This is a genomic window from Phycisphaerae bacterium, assembly GCA_017999985.1.
In the GTDB taxonomy this organism is placed as follows: domain Bacteria; phylum Planctomycetota; class Phycisphaerae; order UBA1845; family Fen-1342; genus JAGNKU01.
In genome coordinates, this window is record JAGNKU010000004.1 from 43,220 (window position 1) to 59,015 (window position 15,796).

Here is a 15,796-nt window from a genome sequence, read left to right on the forward strand (position 1 = left end):
CAGACATGTCAACGAAAGGCTTGTGGCTCGATTGGGGCGCGATTGCGCTCGCGATGGTAGGGGTCGCCGCCAGCGCCCAGGTGCCAGCGGGGAGTGCATTCACGTTTCAGGGGCGCCTCGATGTTTCCGGCGTGCCCGCCAACGGGACCTACGATCTCAGATTCAAGCTATTTGATGACGAGCTGGGTGGCGCGCAGATCGGTGGAAACCAGCTCGCCGCGGACATTGTGGTTGTTGACGGGCTTTTTTCGACGGTGCTTGACTTCGGTGCCTCCGCGTTCGATGGGGATGCGCGCTGGCTGGAGATCGGTGTCCGTGAGGGTTCGAGCTCGGGCGCGTACACGCTGCTGAGCCCGCGCCAACGCATCTACGCCGCGCCACTGGCGCTCAGGGCGCTGTATGAGAACTGGACGCTGACGGGTGCGGACCTGACGAACAGCAACAGCGGCAATGTCGGCGTTGGGGAGACGATCCCACTGGTAGAACTGCACGTGCAGGGGGCCGTGAACCTGTCCAACCTGGATGCGTCCGACCTGGGCAATGAACAAATCGTGATCGAAGGCGGCGAGGCGTGGCTCGGTCTCTACTCAGATGGGCTCGGCACGCCCGGCTCGGGCATCTCGCTCTCCGAGATTGACTCCAGTACCGGGGAGTTGACGAAGTGGTCGCTCATGCAGCGGACGACCACCAACGGCGACGACCTCAGCATCACGTACGGCAGCGATCGCCTGCCCAACAACAACGCGCGCTATTTCGTGATCAAGTCGGACGGGGACGTTGGCATCGGCGTGGAGAACCCGAACTCTCACCTGCATGTAAAGGCGATCGGCACAACGCCGTTCGAGCCACCCAACACGCTGCGGATCACGAGCGAGTTTCCGTCCACAACCGGCAACACGATTGAGTTCATGGACTTGAACGGCAACGAGATCCACGCGGTGCAGGACAACGTGTTCTCAACGCTCGCGTTGCAGCCTGACGGCGGCGACGTCGGCATCGGCCTGACGAATGCCTCGGCCAGACTCCATGTCCGGAATGGCGCCGCGGGCTTCTACAGCAGCGATCTGGCGTTCGAGGACGCGATCATCGAGGACGACGGCAATGCGTGGCTGGGGCTGTACAGCGATGACGTGGGCAACGTGGCCTCGGGCATCACGCTGGCCGAGAAGACACCCAACTCCGCCGGCGCCGATACGCTGCACAAGTGGGGCATCTATGCCCGCACGACGGACAACGTCGGCGACCTGGTCATCACCTACGGCACCGATGTCAACCCGACGGTCAATGAGAAGATGCTCCAGATTGACCGGGACGGCACCACGAAGGTGAAGGTGCTCGAGGTGCTTGGCGCCGACGTCTCCGAGCGTTTTCCGACGACCGAGCGCGTGGAGCCCGGTGCGGTGGTGATGATTGACGCGGACCAGCCCGGCCGGCTGTGCCTGTCGCGCGGTGCCTACAACACGCGGGTGGCGGGCGTCGTGAGTGGCGCGGGCGATATCCCGGTCGGTGCTATCCTCGGCAACCTGGAGGGCCTGGAAGATGCTCCGCCGATCGCGCTCTCCGGACGCGTGTGGACGCGCTGCGATGCGACGGCGGCGGGGATCGCGCCGGGCGACCTGCTCACCACCGCCGACACGCCGGGGCACGCAATGAAGGCCGTCGATGCTCAGCGCCGCAGCGGGGCCGTAATCGGGAAAGCCATGACTGTGCTGCCCAGGGGCGAGAAGGGTCTGGTCCTGGTCCTGGTCAATCTCCACTAGGCACAGCGGCCATCTGAAAGGCAGGTTTGACCATGAAGACGAAATTCGGCAGGGTCTTGGCCGCGCTCGCGGCGCTCACAATCGTGCTGGCCGCCGTCGGGCAGAATCCTGAAGGTCCCCGGACGCGCTACCCGCTGATCGCGGACGCGTCGCTGGCGGCCCGGGCCACGCGCCCCGTTCCGCCTGAAGCGCTGCCCTTCAGCGTTGACTTCGTCGCGTTGCGGGCGGTGCATGCCGGCGACCTGATCGCACTCGATAACCTCGTTCCTGGGTTCTTCGGTGTCGCCGAACGCCGCGAAGATCGGAGCGCAACGTCGTTCAGCATCTTCGGCCGCGTGAACGGCGATCCAGAGAGCCTCATCGTGCTGACCGCACAGGATGATGTAGTTGTGGGGGTCATTCAGTACGTGCACGCTGAAGTGAACTACAGGTTGCGCTACGCCGGCAACGGTGTGCACGTGCTGTTGCCCGCGATTGCGGGCAACGAGGGATGCGGCGCGGGAGATGTGGCGGCCGCCGGAACGCCGTCCCCGTCCGGCGCTCAAGCCCCACACGCCGAGGCCGACGCGGCGGAACGTCCGGGCTCCACGGGTCAGCCGCGCGCCTGCGCCGCGCCGCGCCGGCGGTTTGACCTTCTAATGTACTACACCGTCGCGGCCGCGAATGCCAACGGCGGCACCTCCGCCGCGATCGCGCTGTGCCAGACGGGCGTCGACCTGGCCAACCAGGCGTATATCGACAGTAACATCAGCGCACGCATGTTCCTGCTTGACGCGCGGCAGGTTACCTACACCGAGTCCGGTGATCTCGAAACGGATCGCGACCGTCTCCAGGACGACAACGACGGCTTTCTGGATTTTGCCCCGGTGCAGCGGGACGAGATCGGCGCGGACCTGGTCTGTCTGATGGTCGCGGAATCCGACGCAGCGCTGGCGGGCATCGCGTTCTGCACGCCGAACGAAGCCCATGGGTACTGTGTAATCGAAGAGGACGACGTGGACGACGGGACCCACGTCCTGGCCCATGAGGTCGGACATCTGCAGGGATGCGCCCACAACCACGGCGACGCCGGCACGGGCTGCAACGAGTACTGCTACTCGTTCGGACACCGGTTCACCGGGTCGAGCGGCACGGGTTGGCGCACGATCATGGCGTACGACGATGCCGGCAATAACTTCGCCAACGTTGTGCCGCGCTTCTCGAATCCCAACCAGACCTGGGACGGAGTGTCGCTCGGCGTGGATACATTCCCCTGCGGCGTATTCCCTTCGAACGACGATGCCGACAACGCGCGTTCCATTGACGACAATGCGATGGACGTCGAGGCGTTCCGCGATCCGGCGATCGAAGTCTGGGTCGACAATGGCTACGCCGGAACCGAACACGGCACCTGGTGGGAGCCCTGGTCCACCTTAGGTGAGGGGATTACCGCGATCTACGGCGGTTCCAATGCCCCGGTGATCACGCCGACGCTGAAGGTGAAGGCCGGCGACTACACGGCGACGCCTGTGGTTACGAAGCCGATGCGGATTGAATCGTGCGGCGGCAGCGTGCGCATTGGCGTCTGAGCCGTGGACAAGGAGATATCTTTCATGAGAACTCGCACTCGCGAACTGATCCTCATAGCCGCGGTGCTGGCGATCGTGCTCGTACCAGGCCGCGGATTTGCACAGGAGCTCAACTGGCACACGGTTGATAGCGGCGGAGAGCTCTGGACCGCCGGCGGGACATATGCGGTCTCCGGGACGGTCGGCCAACCCGACGCGGGCACGGTCATGACCGGCGGCGTCTACCAGGTAGTCGGCGGCTTCTGGGCGCTGCCGCTCCCCGCGCCGATCCTGATTGGCGACCTGGATTGCGACGGCGCCGTGAGCTTCACGGACATTAACGCCTTCGTGCTCTACCTGTCGAACAACTCGGCCTGGCAGGCGACGTATTCCGGCTGCCCGCCGCAGAACGGCGACATCGACCAAGATGGGATTTACCCGTCCTTCCAGGACATCAATCCCTTCGTAGCGCTGTTGACCGGCGGCTGATGACGATCGCGCTTTACGACTCCGGCCGGCGCCGGGCCAGCGTGCCCAGCGCCGGCCGTCTCGACGCACTCTGTCCATACGGGAGAATTCCCCCGGCCCTGTTTGGCGCCAGACAGGGGCCAGGACGAATCGATCGTTGGCCAACGCTTGGATCCATGTAACGCGCCACGGTCGACTCGGCGCCGTTGCAGTCGAGCAGCGCCAACTCGGACTGGATCCGCGGCGCGCCCCAGAGCGGGTTCTCCCGCGCCATCCGGCGAATGAGCGCGCGGATCTCCGCCTCGGTCCTCGGCCGAGCGCGCTTCTTGCGCGACTTCCAGCGCCAATGGAGCCAAAAGCCCGCGCGATGCCAGCGAATCACCGTCTCGGGTTTCACGATCATCAGGCACGAACGCCAACCCGACCACAGCCGGGACAGCCAAACCCAGAACAGCCGGTCACACTTCCGGAGCTTGGCCCGCTTCATTGACACCTGGAAAACGGCAAGCTGCCGGCGCAACGCCAGGTTCTCGGCGACTAATGCCGCGCGCGCAAGGAGGACAGCGCGAAGGAAGCCGAGCATGAGCCCGATCACGTTCACGGCGGCGCCTCCGTCTGGGTTCTGTGAGGCGAAATCGTAGCCGATCGGGCAGCGATGGGCGAAGTGCATAAGTGCTCGCGGCGCAACGCCGACAACGTTTTCGATAGGCACAGCCATGGAACGGCCAGCGGGGCCGGTGAACCAGGGAGATTGCCGATCCCGGATGGCCGCCTAGAATACGAGCGGCCGAAGGTTTATAGGCGCTGAAGTCAGGCATTGGGTGTTCGGGCCACGTGAATCGTTCCAGGTGATGGTTGCGCCACGTTGGCGCGCGAGTCGGTTGGTCGGCGGCGCGGCTGAGGGACGTTGCATTCAGTCGTGGCTGTGACCCCAGGAGAAACGTCATGCGGAGTTTCAGGACGGTCATTCGGTACACGCTCTTCACACTTTCCATGTTCTTTCAGATCGTTCCCGCCGGGTGCGTCTTCGGTCCGTCCGAGCCGCAACTAGCCGAGCAGCGGGACAACTTCGATGGGACCGTCGATTTCTCGACGGAGAAGACTTCGTCCTTCACTCTTCAGGGAACAGAGCTGCACATCGGAGAGTACACCGCCCGCGGCGAGGTCACATTTCGTGCCGGCGAGGCAGAAGGGACGTTGATCGGCGAGGGCGTCGCCGTGTTCGAGACCCCCGAAGGCGATCTGCTGGTCGCGGTCGTAACGTGGGACGTCGCCGCCGAGCAGGACGGCAACCGGGCGAGTGAGCTGCGATTCTCCTGGCGCGATTCCGTCGAGTTCAGCGATGGGACCGTCGTCGCGAGTACTGGGCGGTTCGCGGACGCGGAAGACCGTCCGCCGGGCCTAGTGGTCATCGCGATAATCGCAATCCTGATCGGTCTTCTGGTGCCTGCCGTTCAAAAATAGCGAGACATGGTCGCCCCGGCAATTTGAGGTAACCCCGCGCCGGGCCGGGCGAGCCAGCTTGTACGCTAACCGAGAAATCTCATTGACCCGCTGAGCACAACCAAAGGAGAAAGACCGCGATGAGGAAGTTTGGAGTTTAGTGCATCGCCAACGCGTTGCTGGCGATTCTGAGCGTGCCGACACAAGCCCAGACGCCACTGGGCACGCCGTTCGCGTACCAGGACCAGCTCAAGCCGTGCGGCCAGCCCTTCAACGGCAACGCCAACCTGGTGTTCCGACTCACCCGCCCCACCGCACACCGCTCCGACCAGGCCGGATGACATTTTCAGTATGGACAGGAACGGCGGCAGCGCGCACGACACCCGTCGCCAGGCTCCGATTGGAATCTTCTGGGGGGAAATTCGGCCGCCGAGCCTCGACAAACCCACGCTCCACGCTAAGCTGGTAAATAGGACCGAAGTCATCCTATACGCCCGTCGACCTCAAAAGGAGGAGCGGCGGGCGATTGCCAGCGACCGTATGGCACATCGCTGTAAATCCAGACGCGTGCATCCTTCGAGGGCGCAACGACGTTGTTCGTCTGCGCCGTCGGGGGTGGTCCGCTCGCGGTGCTGCGTGAACGCCACCAGCCCGCCGGAACAGTGAATCGAGAGGGTTCGTGGGCAACCCCCCAGCGGGCCCGGTGAACTTGCGTCGCGGCTTGATAGTCGGTCGCTTGGTGCGACCCGAAGGAGACCCCCATGTACAGAAGCGTTCTTTCCTTGAAACCCACGACGCCGCAGTGCGGCCCCTTGGGCCGCACAGCGATTCGGTTGTTCCACGCGTTCCTCTTGGTGCTGTTGGCAGCGCCGGCGTGGGCGATCCATCCGCACGTAGACTTTGCAGAATTGGTGCAGTCGGCCGATGTCGTCTTCGTCGGGACCGTGATTAGCACCGACGCCCACTTCGGGATTAACGACCGGGTGATCGTCACCGATGTCACCTTTCAGGTCGAGGCCCTGGTCCACGCTGGCAGCGCGGTGGCGGTCGACGCTTCCGAGCAGGTCGTCTTGACCTTTGCCGGCGGGCAGGTCGGCGACCGCGGCGTCACCGTCAGCGGCGTACCTGAATTCGAGGTGGGACAGACCTACGTGGTCTTCTCGCGACTGGATGGCCAATCGTACATGAATCCGCTGGTCGGGGGCGCTCAGGGGCTTTTCAAAGTCGCACTGGACGCGGCGACGGGCGAGGCCTATCCCCTCACGCCGGGCGGACTGGGCATCGCCGCGGTCCGCGATTCCGCACTGGAGTTCACCACCAAAGTCGAGCGTATCGAGGGCGGCGTGGCCACGCTTGTGGCGGGGGAATTCGTGATGGCTCCGCCGGGGCAGCCGGCGGCCGGCTCCGGTGACTCGGTGGAGGATTCGCTACGCTCCACCGGACCGACTACGCTCGTCAGCCTGAACCAGTTCATCAGTGAGATTGAGGCGGAACTGCAACAGCCGCCGCCGGCGGACGCCGTTCTCCGCGGTGTGTGGAACGCGATCGAAACGACGCCGAATCAGGGGCAGACGTCCAACAAGGTGCTCGTGGACACCGACCCGGACGAGGCGGTTGGGCACGCGGCCAAGGGGATCTCGCCTGTGCCGGCACTTGTTCCCGTGCCGCAAGATGACACGGTTGCGCCGGGCCCCTGGGAGTCGGGGAAAGCGAAAGGGGCGCTGCCCGACGCGACTGCAGACGCAGCCGTTGAAGGTCAGCCGGGTCAGCCCCCGGCGGGCGACGAGCGTGCGGCGTTGTGCTATTGCGGGGCGTTCAACCTGTTTCTGGTCATGGAGCAGGTCCCCACCAGTTGGTGGGAGTGGGGCGAGAACAACTACGCAATGGCGTTGTACAACTACTTCATGGACATCTACCGGTATGTGCCCGACGACGGAAGCTACGGCAACAATGACGAGAACGAGTTCGGTGGCTATCCTTCCAGCCAGGACCTGATCAACAATTACGGTCAGGGGTGGAACGGCGAGCTGGCCATCACCTGGACGTTCTGGAGTGGCTGCCAGTGCTGCACGATTACCCAGGCAGATGTCTTTTTCAACCCCGCCTATTCCTGGTGGCAGAACTTCAGCGACACATTCAATCAGAGCGGCCGGGTGCTCTACCGGCCCGTGGTGGACCATGAGCTGGGCCACAGTTGGGGCATGCAGCGCGGTTCCTGCACGGAGGACTACAGCTACTCCCAAATCAGCGTCATGCACGCCTACTACTTCAACATCGTGGAGGACGGCTACGGCATCCACCACCCCGAGGCGTATTCCATCCGGCAGACCTACCAGGGGCAGACCGGCATCCTTCCGCTCACTGACGTAGGGGTGGAGTCGTACTATGCCAGCGGCAGCCTGATCAATTCTACGACCGACACCACCTCCTACCAGGCCGGCGACAGCATCACGATTTCCAACGTCACCGTTGAGAACAACTCGCATTCGGCCGTCTACGGCATGCGCATTCGTTTCTATCTCGGCGGTTACCAGATGGGAAGCTACTGGTATTGGGACTCGTTCCCGGCCGAAACCTACAACACGGGCACGTACACGACGACGATACCCGATGTGCCGCCGGGAACGTACTACGTCTGGGCGGTCCTCACGCTCAACGGCGATGCGTATAGCTATGACGACCTCAGCTACAACAACACCACCTATCTGGCCAGTACCATTCAGGTTGCGCCCGTCAACGACTACTGCTGGGATTACACGGCAATCGGCCTGGGGACTTATTACGGTAGTACGAATGGCGCGGACTACGACTACTGGGGGGCCAGTTGTGGCTCCACCGCGTCGACCCCGGACGTGTTCTATTTGTTCACCGCGCCGTGCACCGGGACACTGGCTGTGGATAGTTGCGGCTCGTCTTACGATACCGTCCTTTCCGTCCTCACCACCTGCTACGGTACCGAACTGGCCTGCAACGACGATTGTTACCCTCAGGTTTGCGGCTTACGCGACTCTTGCCTCACGTTGTCGGTGGCTGCCGGTGAGGACTATGTGATCCGCGTCTCCGGCTACAACGGGGCGTCCGGCGATTTTGTCCTGAATCTCAGCTACGCTGCGCCGGCCAACGACGCATGCGCCTCGGCGACGCCCGTTTCCGACGGAACGACGCTGTTCAGCAACTGCGGCGCCACCACCGACGGTCCCGACGAGCCCGCGGCCTGCGATTTCTTCGGTTACACACAGATCGACGCCGACACCTGGTATCTCTACACCGCCTCGTGCACCGGCGATCTGACCGTCAGCCTTTGCGGCAGCACGTATGACACGAAACTGGCGGTGTACAGCGGCTGCCCGACCAACGGCGGCACCATACTCGCCTGCAACGACGACTACTGCGCGTACCAATCGCAGGTCACCTTCCCTGCCGTGGCGTCAACGTCCTACCTGATCCGCATAGGTGGCTACTTGGGAGAAACCGGCGAAGGCACGCTCGCGGTCACGTGTGGCGGCGGCGCATCCCTCGTCGGCGACCTGAACTGCGACGGCGTGGTTGGCTTCGGCGACATCAACCCGTTCGTGCTGTACCTGAGCAACTATGCGACGTGGGAGGCAACGTACCCGGACTGCCCGCCCGAGAACGGCGACATCAATGGCGATGGCGCGTATCCGTCGTTTGCGGACATCAATCCGTTTGTGATGCTGTTGAGTGGCAGCTGACCGTTCGTGCAAACTACAAATCGGGCCAGCGCCAGACCCTCGTGCCTGGCGCTGGTCGCTCTTTGGTGGTCACGTTCTTCTCTGGCACGAGCAGCGGCGGCCATACCGAGTATTCCATCCGCCGTGGTTGAGGCCGCGAGCGCGGGCTTGAACGGGCAGGCTGGGCTGATCGGGTCGCGCGAGAACGGCATCTGAAGACTGTTGGTGCAGGGTCTTTCCCCGCGTCAGCGCATCGCCAGCCCGCGAGACGAGCTCACCGGGCTGGCAGTTGCGGTCGAAACGGCGGGCGCGTCACGCCGCTCGCGTGTACCGGTGATGCAGCCCCCCTGCCTGCGGAATCGCGATGACGCGCCCATGGCTGGGCGGCTCGACCTTGCGGGGGAGCGGCGCGTTTCGTCCGAGCGACAAGTGGCCTCGCGCTTGGTGATAGTACGCGAAGTACGCGGTCAGAATGCGCACCAAGTGGGCTTCATTCAGCACGAGCATGTGATCCAAGCACTCGCGCCGGATTGAGCCGATCACGCGCTCGACGTACGGGCTCTGCCACGGCGAGCGGTACGCGATCACGACCTCGTCGATGCCCAGGTGCTTGACGCGCTCGCAGAAGTCCTGGCCGTAGATGCCGTCATGATCCCGGATCAGGAAGCGCGGCGCCTCGTCAAAGGGGAAGGCCTCGACGATCTGCTGCGCCGTCCAACGCGCCGTGGGACGCGGCGTGACGTTGAAGTAAACCACGCAATGCCGGTCGTGCCGCAGCATGAGAAAGCAGTAGAGCAAGCGGAAACTCACGGTGGCCACGACGAAAAAGTCGATCGCCGCGATGTCCGGCACGTGGTTTTCCAGGAACGTCCGCCAGGTCCGGGAGAACGGCTTGCGGTGGCCGGCGGTGCGATTCCTCACGTTCGAATCGGCCACGTCGTGTTCGAGCAGAGTCGACTCGAACTGCGTCCGCGGCGCGCCCCCACGCGGCGCACAACCTGAATTGGCCGCTCCTTCCAGTTCGCGTCGCCCACGCGGTAGAATCGCCTTTGCCTGTCGTGCTCGATATCGCAGCGGAGGACGATCCGTGAACACTGCGCGCTGCTTGCTCGTTGTATTGCCATTGTTGCCGCCGACAATGGCAGCCGGGATCGAACCGTCATCACCCGCCATAGCGGCCAGCGAGTTTCTTGACGCTGCCCCCTTCGGGTGGCCACTGGCCGAAACGGATGGCAAGTCGTTCGGCGCGCGCTGGGCCGAGCCAAGGAAGATCCGGCAACTGGCGATCGAGTTTGCCGACGGGACCGCGCTGCCGCCGACGGAACGCGTACGCGTCGAATACTGGCAGCGCGCCTGGAACGGTCACGCCGACCTGCCGTTGGGAGAGCGCAATGCCGGCAATGCCGGCTGGGAGTGGATGGATGACTGGTACAACGGTACGTGGAAGACCGCAGCCGCACACATCGTGGTCAAACAGTCCGCGTGGGTTGTCACCTTCGACCCGACGAGCGACCGCGAGTTTGAGCAGTTCACCGGTCCGGGCGTGACTTACCGCCAAACCATGCAGACTCGCCTGGTAGCGGATACGCCGCTGCCCAGGCCCCTGCGGTTCCGGGCCCTGACCGACGCCCGCCTCCAGACGTTGGCCGTGCGTGTGCAGTTCGGTACGCCGTTGGTCCAGGAGCTGCACTTCGGGGACGCGGAGTCCGGCACCGTCGAGGTCTTCAATGGCACACTGGTCGGGCTCAGCGGTCCCGGTGTGACGGCCCCTGGCGATTCCGTGGGCCACTGGAGCCTGTCCACGCCGCCGCGCGGCGAGCTGCGCGCCGACCTGCTCATGGCCGCCGATCCGGTGGACGCACGCTACGACCGCACGATTGTCACGGTCCGGTCGGCGGTGCGGCCGTTTTCGTTCGCGGCGGACGAAGTCGCCCGCGGCGACCGCATCCTGATCGACGACCTGGGAGTGCTCGTAACGCGTGCCGACGACCCCATTACGTTGGAAGAATGTCGTGCCCGGCAGCGCGAGCAGAACCACAAGACGGTCTATGCCCGTGTGTTCGACGAGCCCGAGCAAACACTGGCGCGAGCCTGGGCCGACATGCCGCTCAAACATCCGCTCTGGTTCGTCCACGGCCTGCCCGGCGACCGCAACACGGTCCGCCAGTACCCCGACGGCAGCCTGCTCATCGCGGCCAATCCGCAGTGGTTCAAGAACCCCGCCAGCCCGCGCGACAGCGAGCGCAAGCGCTGGAGTGGCGACCACCTTGGCCTGCACTTCGGCTTCCCAGCCGAGTTCGTCCCTGGCGGTCGCGCGCTGCGCGAGGGCTGGCTGCCCGTGCTGCGGACGTGGTGGCAGGCGGGCCCGCTCTACTATGAGCAAACGACCGTCCTCGACACGCTCACGGGCGACCTGACGCGCATCCCACTCGACGAGCCGACGGTCCTGCTGATGTCGGTGCGCATCGTCAACACGTCCGACACGGCGATCGGCACAGCTCGGCTGCGCTGCACAAGCAAGGGGCAGGACGCGCCGGAGAAGCTGACGCTCGCCGGCGATCGGGTGCTCGCCGATTTCGACGGCCGGCCGCGCGTACGCTACCTCCTGGACGCCGGCGGGCGCGGCGACTTCGCGCCAGACGGCGATGCCATCAGCTGGTCCCTGGCCCTCGCCCCTGGCGCCACCCACGAACTGCAGTTTCGCATTCCGACGATCACGTTGGCCACAGACGAAGAACTGGCGGCACTGCGCGGCACGAAGATCGCCGAGCGAACCGCACGCCTGTGCGCGTTCTGGCGCGACCTCGCTACCCAGGGCACACAGATCACGACACCCGAGCCCTGGCTGACCGACTTCTACAAAGCCCATCTGGGGCACCTGTTGATCAATTGCCTGCCGGAACTCGATTCCGACCGCCTGCACGCACACGTCGGCACCTGGTACTATGGCGTGTTCCCCAATGAGTCGGTCATGATGATCAGCGACCTTGATCGTCGCGGCCTGCACGACCTCGCGCGCCGTTGCTACGACAGCTTTGTGCACTACCAGGGAACCGTGCGGTTCGAAGGCGACTACGAAACGCAGGACGGCCTGTTCTACGGCGCCGGGGGGCACGAGATGGGTTCGTACAACAAGAGCCACGGCTACGTGCTCTGGGGTCTCGCGCAGCACTGGTTCTACACCCGCGACCGTGCCTGGATGGAATGCGTTGCCCCCGCGATGGTCAAAGGCTGCGAGTGGGTGATGCACGAGCGCCGCCGGACGATGACCGACGCGCTGGCCTTGTCCGGCCACACGGGTTTGTCGGAGCCCGCGACCGCCTCCCGGCTGGGAACGGCCGCGAGTGATGCACCGCTCGACTACGGCTGGCTGCCGAAGGGCGCGCTCGAGGATGTCACCGACTACTGGAACTGGCTCGCGACGAATGCGGCGATGGTCTGGGGCTTCGAGGCCGCCGCCGCCGCGCTGGCCGACTTCGGCCACCCGCGCGGCCCGGAAATGCAGACGGAGGCGCGGGCCTATCGCACGGATTTCCTGCGCGGCATGCAGGAAGCCCGCATCCGCGCACCCGTCGTCGGTCTGCGCGACGGTACGTATGTCCCCAAGTTCCCCTCGCGCCTGTACGAGCGCGGCCGGTCCGCCGGGTGGATTCGCGAGACACTCGAAGGGGCCATGTTCCTCCCGGCGTACGAGCTTCTCCCGGCCGACGCGCCGGAGACCCGCTGGATCCTCGCAGACTACGAGGACAACCTCTACATTTCCGACACGTACGGCTATAGCATTCCAGCCTTCGAGAGCTTCTGGTTCTCGCGCGGCGGGTTCTCCATGCAGGCCAATCTGCTGGATGGACCGCTGCCGTACCTGTACCGCGACGACATCAGACATTACTTGCGCGCGTTCTTCAACGGCTTCGCGTCGGCGTTCTACCCTGAGACGCGCATGTGTAATGAGCACTGCCTGCCTGAGCTTGGCTACCCCGCGGGTGATCACTTCAAGACGTCCGACGAAGCGCAAGTGACCTACTGGTTGCGGCTGATGTTCGTCCGTGAGTCCGGCCGCGAGCTGTACCTGGGCCAAGCCATCCCACGGTGTTGGCTGGCTGATGGTCGCACGGTTAGCATCGCGCGGGCCGCGACCCACTTCGGACCGCTGTCGTTTACGATTGAGTCGCACACCAGCGGGGGCGAGATCCACGCGACGTTGACGCCACCCGAGCGCAACCGGCCGGACCGGATCTTTGTTCGGCTCCGCCACCCGGACGGACGGCCCCTCCAGGGCGTGACGGTGAACGGGCGCGAATTCCGGGACTTCGACGTGGCCAGGGAGTGGTTGATCCTGCCCGGCGATGTCACCGGCGTGCAGCAGATCATCGCCCGCTATTGACGCCTGCGCGCTGCGGCCGGCCACTCCAGAACCAGCGCCAGCTGCTCACGGGGCCAACCGGGCTGCCACAGTCCATAGTCACTGGGCCGCCCGCGTACCACCTCGTCCAGTCGGCCAGAAACGCCTCCGTCAGCTTGTATGGCCCGTTGTCCTCCCGACGATCCAGCCAACCCGTCAGCCCGTGCGCCGCAAAACGCCGGATCACACGCGACACCCACAGGGGGTGGCTGGGCCTCGCAGGTCCGGGGCGCAAGATCGCCGGGTTGATGACGCTGACGGTCGTACGCCCGGACGACCTCGCCGACCGCATCCTCGATCGTGAGAAGCACCCGCAATGGCAGGGCGAGCGAACCAAGATGGTCTACGCCTGGCCCACGAACGAGGCGCTGTGGACCCGTTACGCCGAGCTATGGCGACTGGGTATGCAGGCCGATCGCGGGATCTCCGAGGCGACGGAGTTCTACCGCGCCTATCGTGAGGCGATGGACGACGGCGCAGTCAGCCGCACACACCTTCGGGGCATTGTCCATGCCCGCACGGCGACGGCGGCACGCGATCAGGATCTGCTGAGTACTCTGCGGGCAGTCCGGCCGTCGCCCGCAGTTCGCGGGCCAGGGCCAGGTACTTCTCGTGCGATCCGGCCGGAAGTGTCGCGTGGACGGCGCAGTTGAACTTCTGAAGAACCTCGGTCTTGTCCTGCTCAGTCATGACCCGATCGCCCATCACGAACAGAATCTCGTTCTCCTTGTAGATATGCTGGCGAAGCAGCGCGGCATAGGCCAGCGCCTCGCGCCGCACCAGCGCTTCGGCCGGCGCATGGTTGTTCGCAGTGGCCCGCAGCGCCTCGCGGATCGCGACCACGTGCGCGCGACCTGTGTCGTGCTCGTGCAGCATGCAACCGATCGGGCCGCCATCCTGGGGAATGCCCCGCTCCCGGAGTTTGGGAAATAGGTGTCCCTCTTCCTTGGCATGATGGCACTTGTCTGCGAACGTGGGGAAAAAATCGAACGCCTTCTCGTAGAAGTCCTGCGGAAATGGCAGCACGTTTTCACGCTCGGCCATGGTCTCCAGCGCTTCCAGTACCCCCAGAATTACGTCGTGCTCATCCGCCAGGATCTGAATCGCCGGTGAGTAATTCATGAAATCGTCCTTTCCATATTGCGTGTCACCGACTGTGGCGCGGGCGTGCAGTCAACGGTATCGCCTGATCCTCACGCGCGAGTCTGCCCGCCTGCGCCGGTCCACGAACCGCGGTGTCACACATAAAGCAACCCATGAACCAATCCCCAGCAGCCCGTGGCCCACCACCAGGCCGCGGTTGCCGCAACGAGTCGCGATGGGACAGCGTACGGCAAACGACGACGGAGCACTGTGACCAGCACCGCCATGACCGCACCCAATGCAGCGAGGACATGCAGGCCACCGAATCCCGTCAAGACAAAGAACATGCCAAAATAGTCCTGCGCATCGTCAGGGATCGCCCACTTGGGGCGCGCGAACCTGGCCAGGTAAGCTGGTGAGAGCCCGGGTGGACCCGGCGGTGCATCCGGGATGTAGGAGCGATGGACGATGAACATCGGCGGCTCCTCGACTGCCTGCGAAGTTGGCGGCTGACCAGCCACGCTGGTAGCGCGTGACGTCGGTTGCGTCACTACCCCACTACCAGTCGAGGCCGTCGACGTCGCCGCGAAGCGTTTCTGCATGTCGCGTAGGTACGCCACGACGTCGCGCAGATCGTCGTCGGTTACGCGCGGGTCACCACCACGCCCGGGCATCTGCACCTTGGTCGTGTTAGCAGGGTCCCAGGGTTGACGTCCCACCCTCAGGAAGTCGACGAGCTTCGCATCGTCGCGACCGGCCACAAACTCATTGACGCGCAGCTCCTTACCGGAGCCCGTCATGCCCTCGCCGCGCGGGCCGTGACAACTCGCGCAAACCCGCAGGAACAGCTCGCGGCCGCTAGTAGCGCTGATTTCGCGCTTGACGGGTGGCGCCGGGGTCGCCGCTACCACCGGCGTGGTTGGGGCCATGGATCGCGTGCTCCAGTCCTTGGGCAACCGCACGCCAAACCGCCGCGCTACGTAGCGTTCATTAGGCTTGAAGCGCTTGCCAGGAACGAGTCGTCGGGCGAACTTGCTGTCATAGTCGATGGCACCCAAGGCCAGAAATGCGCCGCCGGCGAGCACAGCTACAAGCAGCGCGACTGCGGACAAACGGAGGCGTCCGCGACGCGCGAATTGCAGCGCCGCGAGGAGTGCCAGGCCGCCCATCGGCAGGACCGCCAGCATCCACAGACCGCGTTCCTGGCTCAGCAGATGCTGGCCCCAGGCGAACAACTCGGGATCTCGAAAGCGTGCCACGACGTACGCGACCAGAACGAGCCCGGCAACAAACAGGTATACCAGCGCGAAGAGTACCCGTTCGAACCATCCCAGCCCCTTTGGCACCGAGTGCGCCTGCCGCGCAACCGTCGCCATAGATGAGGCAGAGGCCCCGCTCGCG

Annotated in this window: 11 protein-coding genes; 7 read left to right on the forward strand and 4 right to left on the reverse strand. The window is 64.7% G+C overall.

Annotation, left to right across the window (positions count from 1 at the left end):
- Positions 1 to 5: 5 nt before the first annotated feature.
- Genes KA383_06715 through KA383_06725 form a run of 3 tightly spaced genes read left to right on the forward strand, consistent with a single transcriptional unit; the run spans position 6 to position 3,796 of the window.
- Entirely contained in the window at positions 6 to 1,760 is a 1,755-nt protein-coding gene (locus KA383_06715) for a hypothetical protein (GenBank protein ID MBP7745809.1), read from the forward strand.
- A gap of 32 nt (positions 1,761 to 1,792) precedes the next feature.
- A complete protein-coding gene (locus tag KA383_06720) occupies positions 1,793 to 3,328 on the forward strand; it encodes a hypothetical protein (protein MBP7745810.1) in 1,536 nt (511 codons plus the stop codon).
- A gap of 24 nt (positions 3,329 to 3,352) precedes the next feature.
- Positions 3,353 to 3,796 (forward strand): hypothetical protein, encoded by a 444-nt coding sequence (locus tag KA383_06725; GenBank protein MBP7745811.1) that lies wholly within the window; start codon positions 3,353 to 3,355, stop codon positions 3,794 to 3,796.
- A 13-nt stretch (positions 3,797 to 3,809) separates the two neighbouring features.
- On the opposite strand, the gene KA383_06730 is transcribed toward KA383_06725, so the two are convergent.
- Positions 3,810 to 4,376: a helix-turn-helix domain-containing protein gene (locus KA383_06730; protein ID MBP7745812.1), complete on the reverse strand. Its 567-nt coding sequence runs from the start codon at positions 4,374 to 4,376 to the stop codon at positions 3,810 to 3,812.
- 344 nt (positions 4,377 to 4,720) lie between these two features.
- Between KA383_06730 and KA383_06735 the strand changes: the two genes are divergently transcribed.
- From KA383_06735 to KA383_06745, 3 genes are all read left to right on the forward strand, one after another.
- Entirely contained in the window at positions 4,721 to 5,239 is a 519-nt protein-coding gene (locus KA383_06735; protein MBP7745813.1) for a hypothetical protein, read from the forward strand.
- 173 nt (positions 5,240 to 5,412) lie between these two features.
- Positions 5,413 to 5,559 carry a hypothetical protein gene (locus KA383_06740; protein MBP7745814.1) on the forward strand — a complete coding sequence of 49 codons (147 nt, stop codon included), beginning with the start codon at positions 5,413 to 5,415 and terminating at the stop codon, positions 5,557 to 5,559.
- Positions 5,560 to 5,979: 420 nt separating this feature from the next.
- Positions 5,980 to 8,931, forward strand: coding sequence for a hypothetical protein (locus KA383_06745; GenBank protein MBP7745815.1), 2,952 nt, complete (start codon positions 5,980 to 5,982; stop codon positions 8,929 to 8,931).
- Between the two features lie 291 nt (positions 8,932 to 9,222).
- Here KA383_06745 and KA383_06750 read toward each other — a convergent pair whose 3' ends face one another.
- On the reverse strand, positions 9,223 to 9,744 hold the full coding sequence (locus KA383_06750) for an integrase core domain-containing protein (GenBank protein ID MBP7745816.1): 522 nt from the start codon (positions 9,742 to 9,744) through the stop codon (positions 9,223 to 9,225).
- A gap of 253 nt (positions 9,745 to 9,997) precedes the next feature.
- Between KA383_06750 and KA383_06755 the strand changes: the two genes are divergently transcribed.
- Positions 9,998 to 13,294 carry a hypothetical protein gene (locus tag KA383_06755; protein ID MBP7745817.1) on the forward strand — a complete coding sequence of 1,099 codons (3,297 nt, stop codon included), beginning with the start codon at positions 9,998 to 10,000 and terminating at the stop codon, positions 13,292 to 13,294.
- Positions 13,295 to 13,792: 498 nt separating this feature from the next.
- On the opposite strand, the gene KA383_06760 is transcribed toward KA383_06755, so the two are convergent.
- Together KA383_06760 and KA383_06765 are read right to left on the reverse strand one after the other, a co-directional pair.
- The gene (locus KA383_06760; GenBank protein ID MBP7745818.1) at positions 13,793 to 14,434 is read right to left on the reverse strand and encodes a hemerythrin domain-containing protein; all 642 of its coding nucleotides are present in this window, start codon (positions 14,432 to 14,434) and stop codon (positions 13,793 to 13,795) included.
- Positions 14,435 to 14,550: 116 nt separating this feature from the next.
- A complete protein-coding gene (locus KA383_06765) occupies positions 14,551 to 15,741 on the reverse strand; it encodes a c-type cytochrome (GenBank protein MBP7745819.1) in 1,191 nt (396 codons plus the stop codon).
- Positions 15,742 to 15,796 lie beyond the last annotated feature (55 nt).

Bases quoted from the DNA above. Each gene is read 5' to 3' on its own strand.
- KA383_06715 (MBP7745809.1), top strand. From the start codon at position 6: ATGTCAACGAAAGGCTTGTGGCTCGATTGGGGCGCGATTGCGCTCGCG.
- KA383_06720 (MBP7745810.1), top strand. From the start codon at position 1,793: ATGAAGACGAAATTCGGCAGGGTCTTGGCCGCGCTCGCGGCGCTCACA.
- KA383_06725 (MBP7745811.1), top strand. From the start codon at position 3,353: ATGAGAACTCGCACTCGCGAACTGATCCTCATAGCCGCGGTGCTGGCG.
- KA383_06735 (MBP7745813.1), top strand. From the start codon at position 4,721: ATGCGGAGTTTCAGGACGGTCATTCGGTACACGCTCTTCACACTTTCC.
- KA383_06745 (MBP7745815.1), top strand. From the start codon at position 5,980: ATGTACAGAAGCGTTCTTTCCTTGAAACCCACGACGCCGCAGTGCGGC.
- KA383_06760 (MBP7745818.1), bottom strand. From the start codon at position 14,434: ATGAATTACTCACCGGCGATTCAGATCCTGGCGGATGAGCACGACGTA.